The organism is Castellaniella denitrificans (assembly GCF_042653765.1).
In the GTDB taxonomy this organism is placed as follows: domain Bacteria; phylum Pseudomonadota; class Gammaproteobacteria; order Burkholderiales; family Burkholderiaceae_B; genus Castellaniella; species Castellaniella denitrificans.
The window spans coordinates 149,610-173,474 of the sequence record NZ_JBHSEZ010000006.1 but is presented as its reverse complement, the minus strand read 5'-3'; the positions used below and the strand labels follow the sequence as shown (position 1 = coordinate 173,474).

The following is a 23,865-nucleotide window of genomic DNA, read 5'->3' as shown; positions in this document are numbered from 1 at the left end:
GCGCCGGGCTCACTGCGCGGCGCGTTCCTGCTGTTCCTGTTCCAGCAATTGGGCGCGCAACTGGGCGCGCAGGGCCTTGCGGCTGATCTTCAGGGCGGCGGTGGATGCGAATGCGTCCACGAACACGATCTGGTCGGGGACCTTGAAGTCGGCGATGCCGCGCGTGCGGATCCAGCGCTTCAGGTCCGCCGGGCGCGGCCGCTCGCCCTTGGGGATGATGAAGGCGCAGCTGCGCTCGCCCAGGTATTCGTCCGGCACGGACACCACGGCGGCGTCGAAGACCCGCGGGTGCGACAGCAGGTGGTCCTCGATCTCCTCGGCGGAGATCTTTTCGCCGGCGCGGTTGATGTGGTCGCCCGCGCGGCCCTGGACCTCCAGGTAGCCTTCGGGGGTCATGCGCACCACGTCGCCGGTGCGGTAGTAGCCGTCCTCGGTGAAGGAGCGCGCGTTGGCCGACGGATTGTCGTGATAGGCGCGGATCGTGTAGGGGCCGCGCGTCAGCAGGTGGCCCGCCTGGCCCGGCGCGACCGGCCGGCCCTCGTCGTCGAGGATCAGGATCTCGTCGTCGGGGCTGATGGGACGGCCCTGGGTGTGGATGATGAGCTCTTCCGGGTCGTCCAGGCGGGTGTAGTTCACCAGCCCTTCGGCCATGCCGAAGACCTGCTGCAGCGTGGCGCCCAGGGTGGGGCGTACGCGGCGGGCGATCTCGGCCGACAGCTTGGCGCCGCCCACCTGGATGGCGCGCAGGCTGCCCAGGTCGCGTCCCGAGGCGGGCGCGCGGTCCAGCCATTGCAGCAGCAGCGGCGGCACCAGGCTGGTGACCGTGACGTGTTCGCGCTCGACCAGGGCGAAGCACGATTCCGGATCGGGCGAGGGGGCGAGCACCACGCGGCCGCCCGCGTACAGCGTGCCCAGGAAGCCCGGCGAGCTCATGGGGAAGTTGTGCGCGATCGGCAGCGCGCCCAGGAAGACGGTGTCCGCGTCCAGCCCGCAGATGCGGGCGGATTCGCGCAGGGTGTAGATGTAGTCGTCGTGCGTGCGCGGGATCAGCTTGGACAGCCCCGTGCTGCCGCCGGAGATCTGCAGAAAGGCGACGTCCCCGCCTTGCGAGACGCTGGCCGGGACGGCGGCGCCGTTCGTGGCGTAGAGCGCGTCCAGGCGCGGGAACGGATCGGCCGGGACGGCCGCGTCTTGCGCCGTGGCGCCGGCGGGCGCGGCGATCCAGACATGTGCGACGCGCGGCTGGCGGTCCTGGAGTTCGCGCGCCAGCGCCGTGTAGTCGAAGCCGGCGTGCGCGGCGGCGGCCACGTAGGCGCGCGCGCCCGATCCCCGGGCGAAGTGCTCGATTTCCGTGATGCGGTGCGCGGGCAGGGCGTAGACCGGGATCAGGCCGGCGCGGAACAGGCCCATCACCACGGCGATGAAGTCGGGGATGTTGGGCAGGTGCACCAGCACGCGGTCGCCCTGGCGCAGCCCGGCTTGCAGGAATCCGGCCGCCAGGGCGCTGGCGCGGCGATCCAGCTCGGCGTAGGTCCAGCGCTGGTCGCCGCCCACCACGGCCAGGCGGTCGGGGTGGGCCGTGGCGCGTTCGCGCAGCCAGGTGCCGAAGGTTTCATTGCGCCAGTGGCCGGCCGCCCGGTAGCGGGCGGCGAATTCGTCGGGCCAGACCTGGACGGGACGGGGCGGTTCGGCGGCGGCGCCGTCGGCGGGGCTGGGGGCGGGTGGGATGGATGCCATCGTCATGGTTCAGGCGTCAACATTCTGAGCATGATAATGAGAATGATTATAGTCTATGCCGTCAGCTTTGTTCGTCGACCCAGTCGGCCAGCGCCAGCGTCCGCAGCGTCCAGGCGCCGGGGGATGGCGCATCGTGAGGCGCGGGGCCGCGCGCGGACGCGGAAGGCATGGCCGGCGCCATGCCCGGCAGGCACAGGGCGGCGCAGTGCTCCGGGGATGCCCACAGCAGCCGCACCCACAGGCCCTCGGCTTCGGGCAGGCCCGAGACCGGCGTCCAGTCGGCCTCTTGGGCATCCGCCAGCCGCAGCGCCCCGGGCTCGGCCGCCAGTCCCAGGCCGCAGGCCTTGAGGACGGCTTCGCGGCGGACCCACTGGGCGCAGAAGGCCAGGGGATCGGGCGCGGTTGCGGATGCGCCGGGAACCGGGTCCGGCGGCGGACCGCCGGCGACCAGCCGCCACAGGTTCGCGTCCACGCTGTCCGGGCAGTGCTCCACGTCCACGCCCAGCGGGCGCGGTCCGATGCCCGCCAGGACGAGGTCGCCGCTGTGCGCGATGTTGAAATGCCAGGCGGGGGGCTGGCGCGCGCCGGACTCGGGCGCGCCGCCGCCCGGACCGCCGCTCCTCAGCACCGGCTTGCCGCGCGGTCCCGCGTCCAGATGGACGTCCTCGGGCGCCAGATCCAGGCGCCGGCCCAGCAGGCGGCGGACCAGGGCGCGGCCGATCAGGCTGCGCAGGCGGTCGTCGGGGCGGCGCAGGCGGGTGATCCAGCGCCATTCTTCTTCGGGCAGGTCCCGGCGCAGGTGCGCGGCGCCGGCTTCGTCCGGCAGTCCCCTGGACAGGACCAACTGGTATGGGGCGGGGGTATCCGGAGCGCTCATGGATTCGTCCTGGCAGAGGAAGGCGCCGTCCGGGGCGCGTCAGGCGGCGGCGAGCGCCACCGCCCGCCGCGCGCTGGCCCGCAGCGCGTCGCCGTGGTGGATGCCGTCCAGGCGTTCCAGCGTACAGTCCAGCCAGGGGACGTCCGCCAGGCTGCGGCGCAGCGCCTCCAGCCGGGGCAGGGTCGGGACGCCGTCGGCCGGCCGGCGCGGATGCGCGGGATCGAGGGGCCGGGGATACCAGCGCTCGTCCGTGCCGGCCATGAGCGTCAGCCGGATCCGGGGCGCCGCCGGATGCGGGCGGGGCGCGGACGCGCCCACATCCGGTCCGACCCGTGGGGTGTCGAGGCCGGAGGGCAGCGCGCGCGGCAGTCCGTCGAGCAAGGCCTCGATCCGTCCGTCGTGCCACCAGAGCGAGGGGCTGGCGCAGATCGTATGGGCGAATCGGCCGGGGTGCCGGACCAGCGCGTAGAGCGCGCACAGGCCGCCGTAGGAATGGCCGTACAGGCTCAGGCGGGCCGGATCCAGGGGCGCCTGGGCCTCCGCCCAGTCCAGCATGGGCCCGAGCAGTGCGTCCAGGAACGCGTCCGCCCCGCCGCACTGCCATTCGGGCCGGCGTGGATCGGGCCAGTGGCCGCCGTCCGGCGCGGGCGGCGTGAAATCCAGCGCGCGCCGCGCCAGGGCCTGCGCTTGGGAACCGGCCTGGGCCGGCACGCCCTGCCTGGCCAGCCGGGGCAGGACGGGGCCGTGCTTGCCGCCGTGGCCCGGGATCAGCACGGCGCAGGCCGTGCCGCCTTCGGGCGGCGGGTCCAGGGGCCAGACCCAGTCCCCGTCCAGCAGGACCAGCAGCGGCCAGCCGCCGTGGGGCGGCCGGCCGGCCGGGACGTGCAGGCGCAGGCGGCGCGCATCGGGCGTGCCCGCGGCCAGCGCGGTTTCCCGCAGGCTCATCGGGCGGGCCCGGCCCCAGGCTTCAGGTCGACCAGATAGGTGCCTTCCAGGGGGACGGCCAGGAACCGTTCGTTGATTTCGCGCAGCGTCGCGGCCGGGTCCACGTCGGCGAAGCGGTCCGGGTGGATCCAGTGGGCCAGGGCCTCGATGAAGACCACGTGCAGCGGCGAATCGTTGAAGGCGTGCCAGATGCCGTGGCTGTTGCCCGAGCGTACCGCGGGCAGCGCGCCCAGGCGGTTGGATTCGATCACTCGTTCCAGGCTGGCGCGGGCGTCGATTTCGCTCACGCCCGCGCCGATCGCCAGGCCCGTGCCTTTTTGCGAACCGGTGCCCGTGGCGACGTAGACCTGGGGCGCGCGCGCGTTGATGTATTCGAAGTTCAGCTTGCCCGTGGCGCTTTTCAGCACGTCGGCGCCGATGTTGTGGCCGCCCGCGTACGTGATCATCTCGTTGAAGGTGCCCGTGCCCGGCGAGCTGCAGCAATCCGTGGTGCCCGCGTGCGCGTGGACGAAGACCGGCGGGCGCCGGTCCGCGGGCAGGTCCGCCAGCCGTTCGGCGACGGCGCGCATGTGCCGCTGGTAGAAGTCGATGAAGGCCTCGGTGCGTTCTGGCTGGCCGATGGCCTGCCCCAGGGCGCGCAGGCTGGGCACGGTGTTTTCCATCGGCCGGATGAAGAAGTCGATCACGATCACCGGCACGCCGGCGGCCTCCAGACGGCCGATCAGCGGCGATTCGCCGGCGGGCTGGCCGGGCCGCAGGCCGGCGAACGAGGCGGTCATGACCACCAGGTCGGGGCGCAGGGCCAGCGTGCGTTCCACCGAGAACGAATCCGGCGTGTGGCGGCCCACGACCGGCACCTGCGCCAGGGCGGGAAAGCGCTTCAGGGCGGCCTGGTAGTCCGGTGCGAACGAAGTCCGCAGCTCGTCGGACCAGCCCGCCAGCAGGGCGGCCGGGTCCGGCGCCAGCAGGGACAGCACCTGGAAATGCCGGGCCTGCGCCAGCACGATGCGGTGCGCGGGCGCGGGCAGGGTGACCTGGCGGCCCAGGATGTCGGTGACCTGGATGGGAGTGGCCGTCGCCGCGCCGGTCAGGCAGGCCAGGACCAGAGGCAGGGCGCGTAGGAAATTCAGGAGGCGGGGCATGGTTCTCATCTCGGGAGAGGCTCAGGAGGCCGGGGCGCAGAGCCCGTCGATCAGCACGTGGGACAACCCGCGCGAGCAGGTTTCGACGCGGGCGTCGACATGGTAGACATCGGCCAGGGATTCGGCCGTGACGACCTGGTCCGGCCGGCCATGGCCGACCAGTTCCCCTTCGCGGATGAGCAGGGCCTCGTCGCTGCGCTGCAGGGCGATGTTCAGGTCGTGCAGCACGATCAGCGTGGTCAGGCCGTGCTCGCGGGTTTCCTGGGCCAGCAGGTCCATCACGTGGCACTGGAAGTTCAGGTCCAGGGCCGACAGGGGTTCGTCCAGCAGCAGCAGGCGCGGCGTGCGGATCAGCGCCTGGGCCAGGCCCACCAGTTGCTTCTGGCCGCCGGAGAGCTGGTCCAGGTAGTGCATGGCCAGGTGCTCGATGCCCAGGCGCCCGAGCACGTCCAGGATGCGCTGCGGGCTCGCGTCCTGCGCGCGCGGATCCAGGTCCGAGGCGCGCGCGGCCACCATCACGGATTCGAAGACCCGCAGGTGCACGGCCGCCGGCAAGGATTGCGGCAGGTAGACCACGCGCTGCGCGCGGCGTTCGAATGACAGCTTCGTCAGGTCCTGGCCGTCCAGCATCACCTGGCCGTTCGTGACCTTCAGCAGGCCGGCCAGGGCCTTGAGCAGCGTCGACTTGCCGCTGCCGTTGGGCCCCAGCAGGGACACCACCTGGCCGGGCAGCAGCGGTCCGGCGGACAGACCGCGGATGATGGGGCGGCGGCCGTAGGCGACCGACAGGTCCTGGATCTGCAGCATGGTTATTTCCGCATGGCTACTTCATTTGGCGGCGCAGCACGACCGCCAGGAAGAACGGCACCCCGACCAGCGAGGTGACGATGCCCACCGGCACGATGATGCCGGGCACGATGTTCTTGGAGGCGATCGAGGCCAGCGACAGGATCGTCCCGCCCACCAGGGCGCTGCCCGGCAGGTAGAAGCGGTGGTCCTCGCCGAACAGCCGGCGCGCGATGTGCGGGGCGATCAGCCCGACGAAGCCGATGGTGCCGACGAAGGACACGGCCAGCGCGGCCAGCACGCTGATGCGCACCAGCGCCGTCAGCCGCAGGCGCGGCACGTCGATGCCGAAGCTCGCGGCGCGGTCCTCGCCCAGGCGCAGCGCGGTCAGCTTCCAGGTGTCGCGCAGCGACAGCGGCAGCAGCGCGGCGAAGACCAGCAACAGGATGCCGACCTTCGGCCAGGAGGAGCGCGCCAGGCTGCCCATGGTCCAGAACACCAGGCCCTGCAGGGCCTCGGCGCTGGCGACGAACTGCACCAGCGACACCGCCGCGTTGAAGGAGAACACCAGCGCGATGCCGAACAGCACCAGCCCGGACGTGCTCATCGAGCCCCAGCGCGCCACCGCGTCCAGCAGCAGCGCCGAGACCAGCGCGAAGACGAAGGCGTTGGCGGCGATGGTCCAGGATTGCGGCACGCCCGGCAGCGACAGGCCCAGCACGATGGCCAGCGAGGCCCCGAATGCCGCCGCCGAGGAAATCCCCAGGGTGAAGGGGCTGGCCAGCGGATTGTTCAGGATGGTCTGCATTTCCCCGCCCGCCAGGCCCAGGGCCAGTCCCACCGCCACCGCCATCAGGGCGTAGGGCAGGCGGATGTCCCAGACGATGACGCGGGTGGTCGGATCGGCCTGGTCCGGGTGGAACAGCGCGTGGCTCAGGTCCGCCCAGCCCAGGCCCGACGGCCCCAGCATGAAGTCCGCCAGGATCGAGGTCAGGATGATGGCCGACAGCAGCGCGACCAGCAGCCAGCGGCGGCGCAGCATGCGCCGGTAATCCATCAGAACCGGGGCGGAAGTCGTCAGCGTGGCGTCCATGTGAAAGAGGCGGCGGACCGTCGCGCGGGGCGGCGGGCGCGGAGCCTGGGTAAGCGGATGAATGAGTGTATAGAATGAGAACCGTTTACGGCCTCGCCAGTATAGTGGAACATGACTTCGCTTGCCTTCGAACTGCCCCTGGAGGATGGCCGCGCCTGCGCCGCGCGCGTCGCCGTGCCGCCTGGCCTGATGCCGGCGGACGGCTGGCCCGTGGCCTACGTGCTGGATCTCAAGCAGTTCGAATCGATGCGCGCCGACCCGGCGGGCCTGCCCGGCCTGCTGGTGGGCCTGGGGCCGGGCAGGCCTGAAGACCGGCGCTGGGATTATGTGCCGGCGGGTTGGGGGGCGCGCAGCGCGGGGCGCCCGGCGGGACCGGGGCCCGGCGCGGCCGATGGCGGCGCGGCTGCCGCGGCGGTGCCGCCCGGCATGCGATCGGGGGCCGCCCGCTGGCTGCGCGTCCTGGGCCGGGTGCGCGAACGGGTCGGCGGCGACTGGCGCCTGGACCCGCGCCGCCAGGTCCTGTGCGGTCATTCCCTGGGCGCCCTGTTCGCCCTGTACGTCCTGACCCACCGGCCGCGCGCCTTCGATGGCTATGTGCTGTCCAGTCCTTCCGTCTGGTGGGGCGGCCGCTACGCCGGCCGCCTGCTGCGCCGCCGCCGGCCGTGGCTGTGCGCCCGGGGCGTGCCGGCGCTCGGCGTCCGGCTGACCGTGGGGGAATACGAACAAGGCCTGGCGCCCGAGGAATGTGGTCCCGGCATCGACGAGGACGAGCGGGTCCGCCGCCTGGCCCTGCGCCGGGCGCGCGCCATGGTGGACGGCATGCGGGGCCTGGCCGGGGAACTGGCCCTGTGCCCCGGCCTGCGCCTGGACAGCGCCGTGCTGCCCGGCCATACCCACCGGACCGCGCCGCTCGACGCCCTGATGCCCGGATGGCGCTGGCTGCTGGCGGAAAACGGCGCCTAGGCCGGTGGACCGCCGACCCGGTCGGGGTTGCGTGACGGGGCGGCGAACGCCCGCCGCTCATATCCCGCCGTTCAGCGCGGGCCCGCCTTGCCGGCCATGCGCAGGATGTCGTCCAGCGCATTGCCGTCGCCGTTGGCGTCGAGCAGGCTGTTCAGGCCGCCGAGCAGGCCGCCCGGGGACTGCTCGCCGCCCTGGCCCTGGCCGCCCAACCCGCCCAGCAGGCCACCCAGCAGCCCGCCCATCGGCGAGGCCGGGGCCGCCTGGCCGCCGCCGTTCATGCGGGACATGAACCCCGCCGCCAGCGCCGCCAGCAAGGGCAGCATCTGCTTCAGCAGCGCGGGGTCCAGTCCGCTGTTCGCGGCCGCATGCTGGGCCACCGTGCGGCTGACGTCCTTTGAACCGAATATCCGGCCCAGCACGTCATTGCCCCGGTCCGTGTCGCCCGGCCCCAGGTCGCCGGCCGAGCGCGGCAGGCCCGCGCCGCCCAGCTGGGACAGCAGCGTGTCGAGTCCGCCGGCGCCTTGCGCCTGCTTTTGAAAGCCGCCCAGCACGGCCGGCAGCAGCGCCTGGGCGCCGCTGGCCGCCTGCGTTTCCGTGATGCCCAACTGGCGGGCGATGGGTGCCAGTCCGCCCGCCAGGGCGAGGATGTCCGTGATTTGCATGATGTGGCTCCGCGCCGGCCGGGCGGGCGTGCCGCGCCGCCGGGCCGGTCTTGGGATTGGGATGGATCAGTCCAGCAGATCGGCCGGCACGTTGCCGCCGTTTTCCGCCAGGCGGGCCAGCACGGCCTTGTGCAGCCACATGTTCATCTGCGCCGAGTCGCCCATCTTGTCCGCCGGGCAGCCCAGTTCGGTGGCCAGCTCCTTGCGCGCAGCCAGGCCGCTGTCCATGTCCAGCAGCTTCATCAGGTCGACGATGGAAGTCTTCCAGTTCAGTTTCTGGGGGTTGGCGACGGCCTTTTGCTCCAGCTGGCCCACCACGTCCACCATGGAAATCGCCTGCCCGGCCGGCGCGCCCGCGGGGGCGGACGCGTCGGGCGCCGGCGCGGCCTGCGCGCCGCCGAAGCCCAGTTTTTCGAGGATGGTGCTGAACAGACCCATGACGATCTCCTTTAAGTTTCGATAAATGAAGGTCAAGGGATTGGATCATTTCCGGAGCGGGGCGGGGCGATCCTTGACATTGTTTGACGCGATGGCCTGGAACCTCGCCGCGAGATGCTATAGTACTCAATTAATATTCATTCTCATTCGCGTTCTTCGGGATGCGGCAGACGTTCGCCGGATATCCCGGGAGGGACGGCATCACATGGAATCCACCGAGCCGGGAAGGGGCGGCCTGGTCGCCAGCCTGACCCATCATTACGACGATCTGGTCGGGTACGTCGGCCGCCGCTTCGGCGACGCCGATTTCGCGCGCGACGTGGTGCATGAGGTCTGCGCCGACCTGCTGGACCGGCCCGAGCCCGCCGGGGTGCGCGAACCGCTGGCCTTCCTGCGCCGCGTGCTGCGCAATCGCGCGATCGACCGGCGCCGCGGCGACGCCGTGCGCGCCCGCCTGGCCGAGACGCTGGCGGGCCGCACGATCCAGGCCGACCACGAGGACGCGGCCACCCATCTGCGCGGGATGCAGGCGACGGACGCGCTCGCCGCCGTGATCCTCGCCCTGCCCGATCGGGCCCGGCAGGTCTTCATCCTGCATCGCCTGTACGGCATGCCCCAGTCGGCGATCGCCGGCGAGCTGGACCTTTCCCTCAATGCCGTCGCCAAGCATTACGCGCAGGCGGTCCGGCGCATCCGCGAGCAGTGGATCCCCTGATGCCCGATCCGCGCATGCCTCCGGCTCCCGGGCGTCCACTCCAGGCGGATGCCGCGCCCGCCGACCCCTTCATGCCGTTCGAGGACGCCCTGCGGGCCCGCCTGCCCTCGCGCGAGGAAATCCTGCGCGAGGCCAAGGCGCAGTCGGCACGGCGCCGGTTGCGGCGGCGCCAGGGCTCGGCGGCGGTCTGCGTGGCGCTGTGCGCGGGCCTGTGGGCCTGGAACCCGGTGCTGAAGGAACGCACCGTGGTCGTGGCGGCGGGCGTGCCGCGCGCCTGGACGGCGCACGACGGCACGGTGGTCGCGCTCGACAGTCGCTCGTCCCTGACGATGCGGCTGCGGCTGCGGTCCCGCGACCTGTATCTGAACGCGGGACAGGCCGTGCTGGACGTGGCCGCGAACTGGCGGCCGCTGCGCGTCCACGTGGGCGACACGGTGATCCGCGACATCGGCACCGTTTTCCGCGTGCGGCGCGCGGGCGCTGACGCCCAGGTGGCCGTGCTGGAAGGCCGGGTGGAGGTCTCGGGTCCGGCCGGCCGGGCGGAACTGGGCGCCGGACAGGCGATGGATATCGGGACGCTGCGTCCGCTGCCCGCCAGCGTGGCCGGGCTGGAGCGCGAGACCGCCTGGCGCGAGGGCCGGCTGCGGTTCGACGGCACGCCCCTGTCCGAAGTGCTGGCGCTGCTCGGCCATTACCGCGCCGCGCCCGTCCGCTGGGTCGGAGGGCCCGTCTCCGGCCCCGAACCGCGCCTGTCGGGCGAATACCGCATCCGGGACATCGAGTCGCTCATCGACAGCCTGCCCGCCATCCTGCCCCTGCGCGTCGAGCGCCGTCCGGACGGCGCCGTCCTGGTCTCCTCCCGCTGAATCGTAAAAATTCGTGACGCGATGTCCATGTCGGACCGCGCCGGATCGTCATCACTCCTGATTTGATCAATTCTCAATCTCATTATTGATACAGGGAGGAAATACGATGGCGAATTCCACGAGATCCCGGCGCAGGGCCGCGGCGGTGCTGTCCGCGGCCCTGGCGGCGGGTGGCCTGGCCTGCGGCCAGGCCACTGTCTGGGCCCAGACAGCCGTGATCGCGCTGGACTTGCCCGCCCAGCCGCTGGACCAGGCGCTCAATGCGCTGGCCGCGCGCACCGGCCTGCAGGTGATCTTCCCGACCGCGCTGGCCGAAGGGCGCCGGGCGCCGGCCCTGCGGGGGAACTATTCCGCGCCGCAGGCGCTGGAACGGCTGCTGCGCGGCTCCGGGCTGGAAGCCCGGATGACCGGGCCGAACCGCTATACGGTCGTGCGCCGGGGCGAGGACGCGGGCGGCGACGCACGGGTGCTGCAGCCGGTCGTCGTGCGCGGCGCGCTGGACCCGGTTACGGAAGGCACCGGATCCTACGCCGCGCAGGCCAGCAACACCTCCACGCGCCTGAACCTGTCGGTGCGCGAGACCCCGCAATCGGTCAGCGTCATCACGCGCCAGCGCATGGACGACCAGGGCCTGACGCAACTGGCCGACGTGGTGGACAACACGCCGGGCCTGGTGATGAAATCCGGCGGCAACCGGGGCGGGGATTCCAGCCCGATCTACGCCCGCGGCTTCGAGGTGCAGAATTATCAGATCGACGGGGTCAACCTGGTCAATAGCGGCTACAGCGGCATTTTCCAGACCGCCGACATGGCGCCCTATGACCGCGTCGAGGTGATCCGGGGCGCCAATGGCCTGATGAGCGGCGTGGGCGCGCCCGGCGCGACGATCAACCTGATCCGCAAGCGGCCCACACGCGAGTTCCAGGCGCGCGCCAGCGTCGAGACCGGCTCCTGGGACCTGTATCGGACCGAGGCGGACGTGTCCACGCCCCTGAACGAGGCGGGCACCGTGCGCGGCCGGCTGGTTGCGGCCTGGCAGAAGAACGGTTCCTGGGTGGAGCGGCTGCAGGAACGCGGCAAGACTTTGTACGGCATCGTCGAGGCCGATCTGAGCCCCAACACCCTGGCCACCCTGGGCTTCCTGTACCAGAACCAGGACGCCACCGGCCATGCACGGCTCGGGCTGCCGATGTTCTATACCGACGGCGGGCGCGTGGACTGGGACCGTACCAAATCCGCCGCCGCCAGCTGGGCCTATTCCCGACGCCATACCCAGACCTGGTTCGCCTCGCTGGAGCATCGTTTCGAGGGCGGCTGGAAGGTCAAGGGCACGCTGGAACGCAGTTCCTACCGCTACGACGAATTGACCGCGTCCGGATACGCCACGAGCGGCAGCGTCGACCGCGCCACAGGCGCGGGGACCAAAATCCACGTGGGCCGCTGGGCGGGCAAGCCGGTCCAGAATTCCCTGGACGTGTATGCCACGGGCCCCTTTTCCCTGCTGGGCCGGGAGCACGAGCTGGTGGTCGGCGCCACGGTGTCCCGCATGCGCGACGAATCGTCGCCGTATCAGTCGCCGGACGGCGCGGGCTGGTTCATGCCGGCGATCGACGACATCTACACCTGGAACGGCCAGACGCCGGTCGAGCCCTTCAATCCCGCGATTGGAGACGCCGTCAACCGCGAGAACCTGACCAGCGCCTACGCCACGGCGCGCTTCAAGCCCACCGACCGCCTGTCGCTGATCATCGGCGGCCGCGTCACCAGCTGGGAGAACATCAAGGACACGCATTATTACGATGGCAGCGCGACGCATCTGGACCGCCATGAGTCGGACCAGCTCACGCCCTACGCCGGCATCGTCTACGACCTGAGCGACGAGTGGTCCGTCTACGCCAGCTACACGGACATCTTCAAGCCGCAGAACAATCAGGACCCCAGCGGAAATTACCTGGACCCCCTGCTGGGCCGCAGCTACGAGGTCGGCGCCAAGGGCGAGTTGCTGGACGGCGGGTTGAACGTGTCGGCGGCCCTGTTCCGCGTGCAGCAGGACAATTTCGCCGTGGCCCTGCCGGGTGTCATGACGCCCACCGGCGGCCAGGCCTACGAGGCCGTCTCCGGCACCACCACCCGGGGCATCGACCTGGAGGCGTCCGGCGAAGTGCTGCCGAACTGGCAGGTGGCCGCCAGCTTCACCCGCGCCCTGTCCCAGGACCGGGATCGCGTCACGTTGAATACGAACGTGCCGCAGAACACCGCCAAGCTGTTCACCAGCTACCGCTGGCCCGGCATCGGCCAGGGCCTGACGGTGGGCGGCGGCGTGCGCTGGCAGAGCCGCGCCTACACCGAGGTTTCCGGCAAGAACGTCGAGCAGGACGCCTACGCCGTGGTGGACCTGATGGCGCGCTACCAGATCAGCCGCGATGTTTCCGCCCGCCTGAACGTCTACAACGTGTTCGACAAGTACTACCACCCCGATCCGGGCTCGACCTACTACGGCGCGCCGCGCGCCTTCCGGCTCGGCCTGGACATGCGTTTCTGAGGCCCCGGGCCGCCGATCGACATCATGAAAGGAGTCCGCAACATGCAAACCCCCGCCATCCGCTTCCATCGCCTGGCCGCCGGCCGCGCGCCGGCCCGCCTGGGCATGCTCGTCCTGTGCGCGGCGCTGGCCGCGTGCGCCGCCCCCGGCGTCCAGTCCGGCAAACCCGGCCCGGGCGCGGAGGCCGCCCAGGCCCCGGCGCGGCAGGCCGTGCTGCGCCGCGACCTCGCCCCCGGGCTCTACGAACTGGTCGTGGCCGACGGCGACGTGTTCGTGGCGTCCGCGGGCCGGAGCTTCAAGGCCGACGAAGGCGGCGCGATCTACCGCCTGGACCCGGCCACCCTGGAAACCAAGGCCGTCATCCAGACCGAGCGCAAGCCTTACGGGCTGGCCTACGACGCGCGCACGGACACGCTGTACGCCGGCAACACCCTGAACGGCAGCGTGCAGGCCATCGACCTGAAGGCCGGGAAGGCGGCGAATTACCGGCTCGGCCAGGCCAAGGCCAAGGGCGGCTTCGAGCACGTCCGCCAGATCGTGCTGGACGAGGCGCGCGACCGCATGTTCGTCACCAATCCCGACACGGCGGGCAAGGTCTGGATCGTGGACCTGAAGCGCGGCGCCCTCCTGCACACCCTGTCCGGCCTGCGCAAATGGCCCGCCGGCGCGGCCTACGACCCCGCCGCGAACCGCCTGTACGTCGGACAGGGCGGGGACTACGGCGTGACCGTCATCGACCCGGACAGCGGCAAGATCCTGCGCCGCTTCGCCCTGGACGGCGCCGAACCCTTCCTGGTGAACGTCGCGCTGGACGACACCGGCGCGCGCCTGTTCGGCGCCGACGCCAACAGCGGCCGCCTGGTCGTCCTCGACACCGCGACCGGCCGCGTCCTGGCGGCCGTCCCCGTGGGCGAAAGCGCGCTGGACGTGCTCTACAACCCGGTCCGCGACGAGATCTACGTGAGCAACCGGGGCGCCTCGCGCGAACATCCCATGGGCACGGGCGCGATCACGGTGATCGATGGCACGACCTATGCCGTGAAGGCGCGCCACGACCTGCCGGTGCATCCGAACAGCCTGGCCCTGTCGGCCGACGGCCAGGTCCTGTTCGCCACGATCAAGGGGCCGCATGACGACAAGCACCCCGCCCATCGGGCCGACGGCCTGGAAAGCGTCGTGCGCATCGACCTGCGCGGATGAGCGGCGAAGCGGCCGTGGCGGCGCCCGGCGGCGCCCGCCGCTGGCGCCGGCGCGCCGGCTGGATCCTGCTGGCCTTGGCTGTGGCGGCCACGGCCGTCTGGGCCGGACGCCCGGCGCCGCCCGCGTACGAAGTGGCGCGGGTCGAGCGAGGACAGGTGCGCGCCACCGTCCACGCGCTGGGCACCCTGCGGCCCCGGCACTACGTGGACGTGGGCGCGCAGGTGTCCGGGCAGATCCAGAAGATCCACGTCCAGCCGGGCGACACGGTCAGCCCGGGGCAACTGCTGGTGGAGATCGACGCGTCCGTGCAGCAGGCGACCGTGGACGCGGGCCGCGCCTCGCTGGACGCCCTGCGTGCCCAGCTGGACGAGGCCCGGGCCGCCGAGGCCTTGGCCCGGGCGGACGCCGGGCGCCACCAGCGCCTGCTGCGGGCCGGCGCTACGCCCGCCCAGCAGGCCGACGCCGCGCGGGCCGGCCTGCTGGCCGCCGAGGCGGCCGTGCGGCGCATCGAGGCCGACATCCGCCGCACCCGGGCTTCGTTGAAGGGCGACGAGGCCTTGCTGGGCTACAGCCGGATCTATGCGCCGATTGCCGGCACGGTCGTCTCGCTGGAGGCGCGGCCCGGCCAGACCCTGAATGCGACCTACCAGACGCCCAACCTGCTGCGCATCGCGGACCTGTCGGCCATGACCGTGTGGACGCAGGTGTCGGAGGCCGACGTCCCGCGCTTGCGCGTGGGCATGGAGGCCGTCTTCACGACCCTGGCCCAGGACGGGCGGCAATGGCGCGGCACGGTGCGCCAGGTGCTGCCCATGCCCCAGTCCGAGCCGGCGGAATCCGCGGCCGGCGGTGCCGCGCAGCCCGCCGCCAGCGCCAAGGCCGTGTTCTACACCGTACTGTTCGACGTGCCCAATCCGGACCGCGCCCTGCTGCCCCGGATGAGCGCGCAGGTGGCCTTCGTCACGCGCCAGGTCGAGGATGCCGTGCTGGCGCCCCTGGCGGCGCTGCGCCCGGCGGGGGACGGCGCCGGCGCCGGCATGGATCGCGGCGCCGGCGCCGTCGGGACCTACCAGGTCCGGGTGCTGGAGGGCGGCCGCGCGGTCCGGCGGATCGTCCGGATCGGTGCGCGCGACCGCCGCGCCGCCGAAGTCCTGGAAGGCCTGGCCGAGGGCGAACTCCTGATCCTGGGCGACCACGCGGCGGACGGCGGCATGCCCCGCTTCGTGCTGTGAGCGCCCTGATCCGGCTCGAAGGCGTCGGCCGGTCCTACGGCGGCGCCGGGGACGCGCCGGCCGCCCGGGCGCTGAGCGACGTATCCCTGTCCATCCGGGAAGGCGAATACGTCGCCATCGTCGGCGCCTCCGGCTCCGGGAAGTCCACGCTGATGCACATCCTGGGCTGCCTGGACCGGCCCGGCAGCGGCACCTACCGCTTCGAGGGCCGCGACGTCTCGGCCCTGCCGGCCGACGAGCGGGCCCGGCTGCGCCGGGAGGCCTTCGGCTTCGTGTTCCAGGGCTACCACCTGATCCCGACCGACAGCGCGCTGGAAAACGCCGCGCTGCCGGCCCTCTACGCCGGCGAGGACCGCGCCTCCCGCGAAGAGAGGGCGGCCGGGCTGCTGGAGCGCCTGGGCATGGGCGGGCGGCTGCTGCACCGGCCGGCCCAGTTGTCCGGGGGCCAGCAGCAGCGCGTGTCGATCGCGCGGGCGCTGGCCAACGGCGGGCGCGTCATCCTCGCCGACGAACCGACAGGCGCCCTGGATACGCAGAGCGGCGCCGAGGTCATGGCCCTGTTCGACGAGCTGTCCGCCCGGGGCCACACCATCATCCTGATCACCCACGATCCGCAGGTCGCCGCCCGTGCCCGGCGCGTCATCGAGATCCGCGACGGGCGCGTGGTCGGCGACCGGCCCGGCGCGGGAGCCGCCGCGCCGGGAGCCGCGCGAATGGCGGCGTCCGCATCGGCACCCGCGTGCGTGCCCTCGTCGGCATCGGCGGTGGCGGAAGCCGGCCCCTCTCACCGCGCCGGGACGCGCCTCTCAGACGCGCGGGGCAGGGACGTGGAGGACGGGCGGCCCCGCCCCGGCCACGCTCCCGCCGCTTCCGCCCTGGCCGAGGCCTGGCGCGCCGCCTGGCGGTCGATGGCGCTCAATCGCGTGCGCACCGCCCTGACCCTGCTGGGCATCGTCGCCGGCGTCGCCTCGGTCATCGTCATGCTGGCCATCGGGCGTGGCGCCAAGGAACAGGTCGTGCGCCAGATGGGCGCCCTGGGGGCCGCCATCCTGTACGTCAGCGGCGGCGTCGCGCCCGAGGGCGGCGTGGAGGGCGTCGTCACCCTGGACGACCTCGCGGCGGTCGCCGGACTGCCCGAAATCGCGCGCGTCATGCCGGTGATCGGCAATCCGGTCATGCTGCGCCACGGCGCGTACTTGCGCCCCTCCTACGTCGTCGCCAGCACGGCCGACCTGCCGGCCATCCATCGCTGGCCCGTTGCCCGGGGGCGTTTCCACATCGCCGCCGAGAACCGCGAACTGGCGCCCGTGGTGGTCCTGGGCAGCCGCCTGCGGGAACGGCTGCTGCCCGACGTGGACGATCCCATCGGCCAGCTCGTCCTGATCGACGCCACCCCCTTCGAGGTGATCGGCGTCATGAGCGCCAAGGGCGCCGAGTCGGGTTCGGAAAACTACGACGACCAGGCCTTCATCCCCTTCGACACGGGGCGTGCGCGCGTCTTCACCGCCATTGCCGAGCCCGAATACGCGGTCGTCGAGGCGCGCTCTCCGCAGGACGCCGTCGCGGCCGAAGCGGCCATGCGCGACTTGCTGAGCACGCGTCACGGCCGCGAGAGCTTCAGCATCGGCAACGCGGCGGCCAAGCTGCAGGCCGCCGCCGAATCGCGCAACGCCATGACCCTGATGCTGGGCCTGATCGCCGCCGTGTCCCTGCTGGTCGGCGGCATCGGCGTCATGAACGTCATGCTGATGACGGTGCGCGAACGCACGCGCGAGATCGGCATCCGCATGGCGGTCGGCGCGCGCCAGCGCGACATCCGGCGCCAGTTCCTGACCGAGGCCGCCCTGGTGTCCCTGTGCGGCGGCGCGGCCGGCGTGGCGCTGGGCCTGGGCATCGGGCTGGTCCTGCTGGCGGCGGGCGTCGAACTGGTGTTCTCGCTGACCGCCATCCTGGGCGCCTTCGGCTGCGCCGTCGCCACGGGCCTGGCCTCCGGCCTGATGCCGGCGCGCGCGGCGGCCCGGCTCGATCCGGTGGCGGCATTGTCGGGCGGCTGAAGGCGGGGCAGGGCGGCGCGCCGCCTCCCTTGATCGGGGCTCCATGTCCATGGCCGGCGCCAGCATGCCCGGCCGGACGTTCTCGCATCGCGCCGGCATGCCAAACATTCCAATTTGTAAATAGGAACGGTTATCGTTTATATTCTCGTGTGCTTTTTGTAATCCTCGCAGCAATCCAAGGAATCCACATGTCCGCTTCCAAGGTCCAGGGCCGCGCCCTGCCGCCGATCGGCCTGCTCATCGCCCTGGGCCTGGCCGCTTCCCCCGCCGGCGCGCAATCGTCCGACGGCGTCGCCCAGCTCGACCGCGTCGTCGTCAAGGCCGAACAGGAACTGAAACAGACCCCGGGCGCGTCCACCATCACGTCCGAGGACATCCAGAAATCCCCGCCCGCCACCGACGTGTCGGAAATCATCCGCACCATGCCGGGCGTGAACCTGACCGGCAACTCCTCCAGCGGCCAGCGCGGCAACAACCGCCAGATCGACATCCGCGGCATGGGCCCGGAAAACACTCTGATCCTGATCGACGGCAAGCCCGTGTCCTCGCGCGGATCGGTGCGCTTCGGCTGGCGCGGCGAGCGCGACACGCGCGGCGACACCAACTGGGTCCCGCCCGAACAGATCGAACGCATCGAAGTCCTGCGCGGCCCCGCCGCCGCGCGCTACGGTAACGGCGCCGCCGGCGGCGTGGTCAACATCATCACCAAGCCGATCGCGGACAAGCTGAGCGGTTCCGTCACCGCCTACGGCAATCTGCCCGAGCACAGCGACGAGGGCTCGACCGCCCGCACCACCTTCAGCCTGACCGGCCCGATCTCCGACAGCCTGGGTTTCCGTCTGAACGGCAGCATGGCGAATTTCCAGGGGGATGCGTATGACATCAATGAGGGGCATGCGTCGTCGCGCGGTGGTCAGAACAAGGACACTTTCCCGTCTGGTCGTGAGGGTTTCAAGAACCGTGACATCAACGGCGTACTGAGCTGGAAGCCTGCCGCCGGCCACAAGATCGACTTCGAAGCCAGTTACGGACGCCAGGGCAACATCTATGTTGGCGACACGCAGAACACGAACAGCAATCCGATGGTCAAGCGCGAACTGGGTGGTGAAACCAACCGCGTCTATCGGCAGGCCTATTCCATCACCCACAATGGCGACTGGAACGCCGACACCCACACCCTCAGTTATCTGCAGTACGAGCAGACGCGCAATACCCGCTTGCTGGAAGGATTGGCCGGGGGCACCGAGGGCGCATTCAACGATCCGACCAATGCGGCGGTGAAAGATGGCGGCTACGGCGACATCAACCTGCGCACGTTGACGGCTCATACCGAGCTGAGCCGCCGCCTGAACTGGGGCGGCATCGACCAGATGGGTACCTTCGGCCTGGAATGGGTGCGGCAGGACCTGGAGGACTATTCCTCCGACCTGGCCTCGCGTAATCTCCCGAATTCCAAGATGCCCAAGGTGCCTTTCGCCTACAGCCCGAAGGCGCATGCCAGCATCTATTCGTTGTTCGCGGAGGATAATCTGTATATTGGCGAACGCTGGACCGTGACGCCGGGTCTGCGCTTCGATCATCACAGCCTCCAGGGCAACAACTGGAGCCCCGCGTTGAACCTGTCCTACATGGTCAACGAGCAATGGACGGTCAAGGCTGGCATTGCGCGAGCCTACAAGGCGCCCAACCTGTACCAGAGTAATTCCGGCTATCTGCTGTATAGCGCGGGCAATGGTTGCTGGGGCAACGCTCCGGGCAGTGATAACGGCTGCTTCCTGTTGGGGAATTCGGACCTGAAGGCGGAAACCAGCATCAACAAAGAGTTGGGGATCGAATTTCGCAGCCCCGAAGGCCTAGGCGCCAGCCTGACCTATTTCCACAATGACTATCGTGACAAGATTGAGGCGGGGCGCGCGCCGATCGACAGTTTCACGAACAGCATCGGTAAATACACGAATGTTTTTCAATGGGAAAACATCCCACGCGCCGTCGTGCAGGGGATCGAAGGCAACCTGACCTGGCCCTTCGCGCAGGACTGGCTGTGGTCCACCAACTTCACTTACATGATCGAGTCGAAGAACAAGGAGACCGGCGAACACCTGTCCACCATTCCCGAATACACGGTCAACAGCACGCTGGACTGGTCCGTGACGCCGGCCTGGTCGCTGCGCGCCAAGGCCACCGTCTACGGCGAGCAGGAAGGGCCCAAGTACGACTACTATGGCCAGCCGCTGACGGGCAGCGCCACCGACAAGATCCCGCCCTACGCCCTGTTCGGCCTGAGCACGCAGTACAAGGTCAACAAGCATTTCCGCGTGACGGCGGGCGTGGACAACCTGTTCGACAAGCGCATCTTCCGCCGGGGAAATGCGATCGGCGTCAACATGGACAATGCCAACTACATCTACGGCGCCGGCGCCTACACCTACAACCAGCCGGGCCGCACCTTCTTCATGGAAGTGACCAGCTCGTTCTGATCGATCTGTCGCTGCGACAAACCGGTCCCGCGTCCCCTTTCCCAGGGGGCGCGGGACTTTTACTATGGAGCGTCGAGCTTGACGGCGAAGCGCCCACAGCATGATTCGTTGCATGTAACGATACGGACTTGTATCATGTTCCATGTAACGTCCGGATCGGAGAATGAAGATGGCGACAGCCCATGTGAATGCGAGGGTTCAGAAGCATCGCACTGCGTTGCGGATGGCAGGGCTACGCCCGGTGCAGATCTGGGTGCCGGATACGCGGCGCCCTGGGTTCGAGGAGGAATGCCGCCGGCAGAGCCGGCTGGTGTCCCGGGCGGATCAGGACGATGCGGACTTGCAAGTTCTCATGGATGAGGCCCTGGCCGAAGTGGATGGCTGGACGGAATGATGGCGCAGGGCAGGGCCAGGCGCGGCGATCTGGTGACGGTGGTCATGCAGGGTGATTTTGGCAAGCCCAGGCCTGCGCTGGTTCTGCAAGCGGACCAGTTCATCGAACATGCCAGCGTCACCGTGCTGCCTGTGTCAGGCACGCTGGTGGCGGCCCCCTTGCTGCGGGTCACCCTGAAACCCAATTCGGAAAATGGCCTCCAAAAGCCCTCGCAGGTCATGATCGACAAAAGCATGACGGTAAAACGCAGCAAGATAGGACACATCATCGGCCGCGTCGGCACGGACACGATGGTGACGGTCGAGCGTTGTCTGGCTGTGTTTCTTGGAATTGCAAAATGACCCCTAACCCCTAACCCGCCTTCCTGGGCCGCCCGCGCGGCGCCGGGCTGACGCGGCGCGACGCCAGGCGCCCCAGGTGCGCCAGGAATATCTTCTCCCCCAGCGCCCATTGGCCCGACAGCGCCGCCTCGATCTGCAGGCGCTGCGATTCGCCCAGCCCGGCGGCCAGCCGGTTGCGCCAGGCCGCCTGGCGGGCGAAGGGCGTGTCGCCCTCGCGCCAGTAGTCGGGGTGATCCGTCAGCATCGGGCGGCTGGCCGGCGTTTCGGCCGCGCCGCCGGCGCCCCCGATGCCGCCGGCGCCTGTCCCGCCCAGCCCCGCGTGTTCCGCCGCCGACGACCAGGGCCATTGCGCCGCCGCGCCGACGTGGCCGGTCGAGACCGGCAGCGATTCCAGCCAGACCATGGCCGGCAGCACCCAGCGCCCCGGTTCCAGCAGCGCGTTGCGGTAGCGCCCCGCGTAGACCCGCGTGCGCATCAGGCCCGAGCCCATGCGCCGCCCCAGCGCCTGCATCAGGCGCGATGGCGCGGCCTCGTCGCCCGGCGTGGCCAGCAGCGTGATCCGGTCGGGCAGGACGATCCAGGCGTGCAGGGCCACGGCGCCGGCCTCGCCCGCCGCCGCCCGCCCGATCTCCTCCGCCAGCCAGTCGCGGATCCGGTCCAGCGCCGCCGCGGGGGCGGGTGCGTCGGCCGGCGCCAGCGGATGCGCGAAGCGTGCCTGGATCAGCTGGGGGATGCGGGGAGCGTAGAGACGGGGCAATCGGGCCATGGCTATGGGGGACATCTTTAAATTCAAACGATCGTTTGAATTTTCATCGTAAATCAGCGACAATCAAAAAATCGGCCTGGGAAGACCCTGAAGAAATCCACCCGAAGCATGCAGCAGCCGGGTGAGCCTGTTCAGCGCACATCCAAACCATCGGCCAGCCCATTAAAACCAGCGAGGACACAATATCATGCAAACCAGCCAGTCCGCCCCCCTGTTCATCCGCCGTGTGGCGGTGTGCGGCGCCGGGGTCATGGGCGCGCAGATCGCCGCCCACTGCGTCAACGCCGGCGTGCCGGTCGTGCTGTTCGATCTGGCCAAGGACGACGGCCAGGGCGGCAAGAACGGCATCGTCCAGCGCGCCATCGCCCAATTGAAAAAGCTCAACCCCGCGCCCCTGGGCGTCAACGCCCTGGCCGACCTGATCACGCCGGCCAACTACGACGAAGACCTGGCGCTGCTGGCCGATTGCGACGTCGTCATCGAGGCCATCGCCGAACGCCTGGACTGGAAGCGCGACCTGTACCACAAGCTGGCGCCGGCCCTGAACCCGCACGCCATCGTCGCCAGCAACACCTCGGGCCTGTCCATCACGTCCCTGTCCGAGGCGCTGCCCGAAACCCTGCGCCACCGCTTCTGCGGCGTGCACTTCTTCAACCCGCCGCGCTACATGCCGCTGGTCGAGCTGATCCCCACCGCCGCCACCGAGCCGGCCCTGCTGGACCACCTGGAAACCTTCCTGGTGTCGCAGCTGGGCAAGGGCGTGGTGCGCGCCAAGGACACGCCGAACTTCATTGGCAACCGCATCGGCGTGTTCGGCATCCTGTCGGTCTTCCACCATACCCAGGCCTTCGGCTTGCCCTACGAACTGGTGGACGACCTGACCGGCACCCGCCTGGGCCGCGCCAAGTCGGGCACCTACCGCACCGCCGACGTGGTCGGCCTGGACACGCTGGCGCACGTCATCGACACGATGAAGAACCAGCTGCCCGACGATCCCTTCCGCGCGCATTTCGGCGTGCCGCCCGTGCTGGCCGCCCTGATCGAGAAGGGCGCCCTGGGCCAGAAGACCAAGGCCGGCTTCTTCAAGAAGGAAGGCAAGCAGATCCTGCGCCTGGACCCCGCCGCGGGCCAGTACGTGCCCTCCGGCGAGAAGGCCGACGACGAGGTCAAGGACATCCTGAAGGAACGCGATCCCGCCAAGCGCCTGAAGGCGCTGCACGATTCCACGCATCCCCAGGCGCAGTTCGTCTGGGCCGTGCTGCGCGACACCTTCCACTACAGCGCCGTGCACCTGGGCGACATCGCCGACAGCGCGCGCGAACTGGACCAGGCCATGAAGTGGGGCTTCGGCCACAGCTTCGGCCCCTTCGAGATCTGGCAGGCCGCCGGCTGGCGCCAGGTCGCCGAGTGGATCAACGAAGACATCGCCGCCGGCAAGACCCTGTCGGACGCGCCGCTGCCCGCCTGGGCCACCAGCGGCGTCGTCTGGGACAAGCAGGCCGTGCACACGCCGGCAGGCTCCTACAGCCCGGCGGCGAACGCCTACGTGCCGCGCAGCGCGCTACCCGTCTACCAGCGCCAGATCGGCGCGCCGCGCCTGGTCGGCGAAGGCCCGTCGCTGACGCCGAACGTCGTCCATGAAGACGACGCCGTGCTGTGCTGGACGCTGCCCGCCCCGCATCCCCAGGACGTGCTGCTGGTGTCGTTCAAGACCAAGATGCACACCCTCAGCCCGGACGTGGTGCGCGGCGTGGTCCGCGCCGTGGACCTGGCCGAACAGGGCTACAAGGCCCTGGTCGTCGCCCAGCTGGACGACCCGTTCTCCGCGGGCGCCGACCTGAAGGCCATGCTGCCCGCCTTCATGTCCGGCGGCGTCAAGGCCGTCGAGCCGATCCAGAAGGAAATGCAGGACATGGTCATGCGCCTGCGCTACGCCCAGGTGCCCGTGGTCGCGGCCGTGGCCGGCCTGGCGCTGGGTGGTGGCTGCGAGCTGTCCGTGCATTGCGCGCGCCGCGTCGCCCACCTGGAAAGCTACATCGGCCTGGTGGAAGTCGGCATCGGCCTGGTGCCGGGCGCCGGCGGCATCACCTTCAGCGCCCGCCGCGCGGCCGAAATCCAGGCCCAGTCCGCCCCGGACGCCCCGCTGCTCGCCTACGTGAAGGACTTCGTCCTGGCCGTGGCCACCGCGCGCGTGTCCAAGTCCGCCCTGGAGGCCCGCCAGATCGGCTTCCTGCGCGACTCCGACCCCATCGTCATGAACCGCCACGAGCTGCTGTACGTGGCCGTGCGCGAGGCCGCCAACCTGGCCGAACAGGGCTGGCGCCCGCCGCTGGCCGCGCGCTTCCCCGTGGCCGGCCGCGACGCCATCGCCACCTTGCGTGCGCAGCTGGTGAACATGCGCGTGGGCGGGTACATCAGTGACTACGACTTCCACATCGGTCTGGAAGTGGCCACGGCCATCTGCGGCGGCGACGTCGATCCGGGCAGCCTGGTCGACGAGGCCTGGATGCTGCGGCTGGAGCGCAAGGCCTTCCTGGGCCTGCTCGCCAACCCCAAGACACAGGAGCGCATTGCCGGTCTGCTGCAAACCGGCAAGCCCGTCCGCAACTGACGCGCCGCAGACGAAGCCCGGGCC

The 23,865-nt window shown here is 70.6% G+C and carries 20 protein-coding genes; 11 read left to right on the top strand and 9 right to left on the bottom strand.

Going from position 1 to position 23,865, the window contains the following annotated elements; all coding sequences use genetic code 11:
- Positions 1–9 precede the first annotated feature (9 nt).
- The 6 genes from ACFO27_RS09420 to ACFO27_RS09395 are packed head-to-tail and all read right to left on the bottom strand — an operon-like array spanning position 10 to position 6,580.
- Positions 10–1,743 (bottom strand): (2,3-dihydroxybenzoyl)adenylate synthase, encoded by a 1,734-nt coding sequence (locus ACFO27_RS09420; protein WP_376817121.1) that lies wholly within the window; start codon positions 1,741–1,743, stop codon positions 10–12.
- 55 nt (positions 1,744–1,798) lie between these two features.
- Positions 1,799–2,614, bottom strand: a complete 816-nt coding sequence (locus ACFO27_RS09415; RefSeq protein WP_376817120.1) for a 4'-phosphopantetheinyl transferase family protein — start codon at positions 2,612–2,614, stop codon at positions 1,799–1,801.
- A gap of 39 nt (positions 2,615–2,653) precedes the next feature.
- Positions 2,654–3,559 carry an alpha/beta hydrolase gene (locus tag ACFO27_RS09410; RefSeq protein ID WP_376817119.1) on the bottom strand — a complete coding sequence of 302 codons (906 nt, stop codon included), beginning with the start codon at positions 3,557–3,559 and terminating at the stop codon, positions 2,654–2,656.
- Positions 3,556–4,701, bottom strand: a complete 1,146-nt coding sequence (locus tag ACFO27_RS09405; RefSeq protein ID WP_376817118.1) for an ABC transporter substrate-binding protein — start codon at positions 4,699–4,701, stop codon at positions 3,556–3,558. Before ACFO27_RS09405 ends, ACFO27_RS09410 begins: the two co-directional genes overlap by 4 nt.
- A 21-nt stretch (positions 4,702–4,722) precedes the next feature.
- Positions 4,723–5,508, bottom strand: a complete 786-nt coding sequence (locus tag ACFO27_RS09400) for an ABC transporter ATP-binding protein (protein ID WP_376817117.1) — start codon at positions 5,506–5,508, stop codon at positions 4,723–4,725.
- 16 nt (positions 5,509–5,524) lie between these two features.
- Positions 5,525–6,580 carry a FecCD family ABC transporter permease gene (locus ACFO27_RS09395; RefSeq protein ID WP_376817116.1) on the bottom strand — a complete coding sequence of 352 codons (1,056 nt, stop codon included), beginning with the start codon at positions 6,578–6,580 and terminating at the stop codon, positions 5,525–5,527.
- 111 nt (positions 6,581–6,691) lie between these two features.
- Between ACFO27_RS09395 and ACFO27_RS09390 the strand changes: the two genes are divergently transcribed.
- Complete coding sequence (locus ACFO27_RS09390) at positions 6,692–7,543, top strand: serine aminopeptidase domain-containing protein (protein ID WP_376817115.1); 852 nt, start codon at positions 6,692–6,694, stop codon at positions 7,541–7,543.
- Positions 7,544–7,614: 71 nt separating this feature from the next.
- On the opposite strand, the gene ACFO27_RS09385 is transcribed toward ACFO27_RS09390, so the two are convergent.
- Together ACFO27_RS09385 and ACFO27_RS09380 are read right to left on the bottom strand one after the other, a co-directional pair.
- Positions 7,615–8,205 carry a DUF937 domain-containing protein gene (locus tag ACFO27_RS09385; RefSeq protein ID WP_376817114.1) on the bottom strand — a complete coding sequence of 197 codons (591 nt, stop codon included), beginning with the start codon at positions 8,203–8,205 and terminating at the stop codon, positions 7,615–7,617.
- A gap of 66 nt (positions 8,206–8,271) precedes the next feature.
- Positions 8,272–8,643 (bottom strand): DUF3597 domain-containing protein, encoded by a 372-nt coding sequence (locus ACFO27_RS09380; RefSeq protein ID WP_376817113.1) that lies wholly within the window; start codon positions 8,641–8,643, stop codon positions 8,272–8,274.
- A gap of 205 nt (positions 8,644–8,848) precedes the next feature.
- On the opposite strand from ACFO27_RS09380, the gene ACFO27_RS09375 reads away from it, so the two are divergent.
- The 9 genes from ACFO27_RS09375 (at position 8,849) to ACFO27_RS09335 (ending at position 20,464) form a co-directional block, all read left to right on the top strand.
- Complete coding sequence (locus ACFO27_RS09375; RefSeq protein ID WP_376817112.1) at positions 8,849–9,358, top strand: RNA polymerase sigma factor; 510 nt, start codon at positions 8,849–8,851, stop codon at positions 9,356–9,358.
- A gap of 14 nt (positions 9,359–9,372) precedes the next feature.
- Complete coding sequence (locus tag ACFO27_RS09370) at positions 9,373–10,224, top strand: FecR family protein (RefSeq protein ID WP_376817111.1); 852 nt, start codon at positions 9,373–9,375, stop codon at positions 10,222–10,224.
- A gap of 106 nt (positions 10,225–10,330) precedes the next feature.
- A complete protein-coding gene (locus ACFO27_RS09365; RefSeq protein WP_376817110.1) occupies positions 10,331–12,766 on the top strand; it encodes a TonB-dependent siderophore receptor in 2,436 nt (811 codons plus the stop codon).
- 42 nt (positions 12,767–12,808) lie between these two features.
- Positions 12,809–13,966: a YncE family protein gene (locus ACFO27_RS09360; RefSeq protein ID WP_376817109.1), complete on the top strand. Its 1,158-nt coding sequence runs from the start codon at positions 12,809–12,811 to the stop codon at positions 13,964–13,966.
- A complete protein-coding gene (locus tag ACFO27_RS09355; RefSeq protein WP_376817108.1) occupies positions 13,963–15,198 on the top strand; it encodes an efflux RND transporter periplasmic adaptor subunit in 1,236 nt (411 codons plus the stop codon). The genes ACFO27_RS09360 and ACFO27_RS09355 overlap by 4 nt, the downstream gene beginning before the upstream one ends.
- Positions 15,195–17,252: an ABC transporter permease gene (locus ACFO27_RS09350; RefSeq protein WP_376817107.1), complete on the top strand. Its 2,058-nt coding sequence runs from the start codon at positions 15,195–15,197 to the stop codon at positions 17,250–17,252. The genes ACFO27_RS09355 and ACFO27_RS09350 overlap by 4 nt, the downstream gene beginning before the upstream one ends.
- 188 nt (positions 17,253–17,440) lie before the next feature.
- Positions 17,441–19,729, top strand: a complete 2,289-nt coding sequence (locus tag ACFO27_RS09345; protein ID WP_376817106.1) for a TonB-dependent siderophore receptor — start codon at positions 17,441–17,443, stop codon at positions 19,727–19,729.
- Positions 19,730–19,892: 163 nt separating this feature from the next.
- Positions 19,893–20,123, top strand: a complete 231-nt coding sequence (locus ACFO27_RS09340) for an antitoxin MazE family protein (protein WP_376817105.1) — start codon at positions 19,893–19,895, stop codon at positions 20,121–20,123.
- Complete coding sequence (locus tag ACFO27_RS09335) at positions 20,120–20,464, top strand: type II toxin-antitoxin system PemK/MazF family toxin (RefSeq protein ID WP_376817104.1); 345 nt, start codon at positions 20,120–20,122, stop codon at positions 20,462–20,464. The genes ACFO27_RS09340 and ACFO27_RS09335 overlap by 4 nt, the downstream gene beginning before the upstream one ends.
- A gap of 10 nt (positions 20,465–20,474) precedes the next feature.
- Here ACFO27_RS09335 and ACFO27_RS09330 read toward each other — a convergent pair whose 3' ends face one another.
- A complete protein-coding gene (locus tag ACFO27_RS09330) occupies positions 20,475–21,230 on the bottom strand; it encodes a hypothetical protein (RefSeq protein ID WP_376817103.1) in 756 nt (251 codons plus the stop codon).
- 187 nt (positions 21,231–21,417) lie between these two features.
- Here ACFO27_RS09330 and ACFO27_RS09325 point away from each other — a divergent pair, with 187 nt between their 5' ends.
- Entirely contained in the window at positions 21,418–23,841 is a 2,424-nt protein-coding gene (locus ACFO27_RS09325; protein WP_376817102.1) for a 3-hydroxyacyl-CoA dehydrogenase/enoyl-CoA hydratase family protein, read from the top strand.
- The last annotated feature ends 24 nt before the right edge of the window (positions 23,842–23,865 follow it).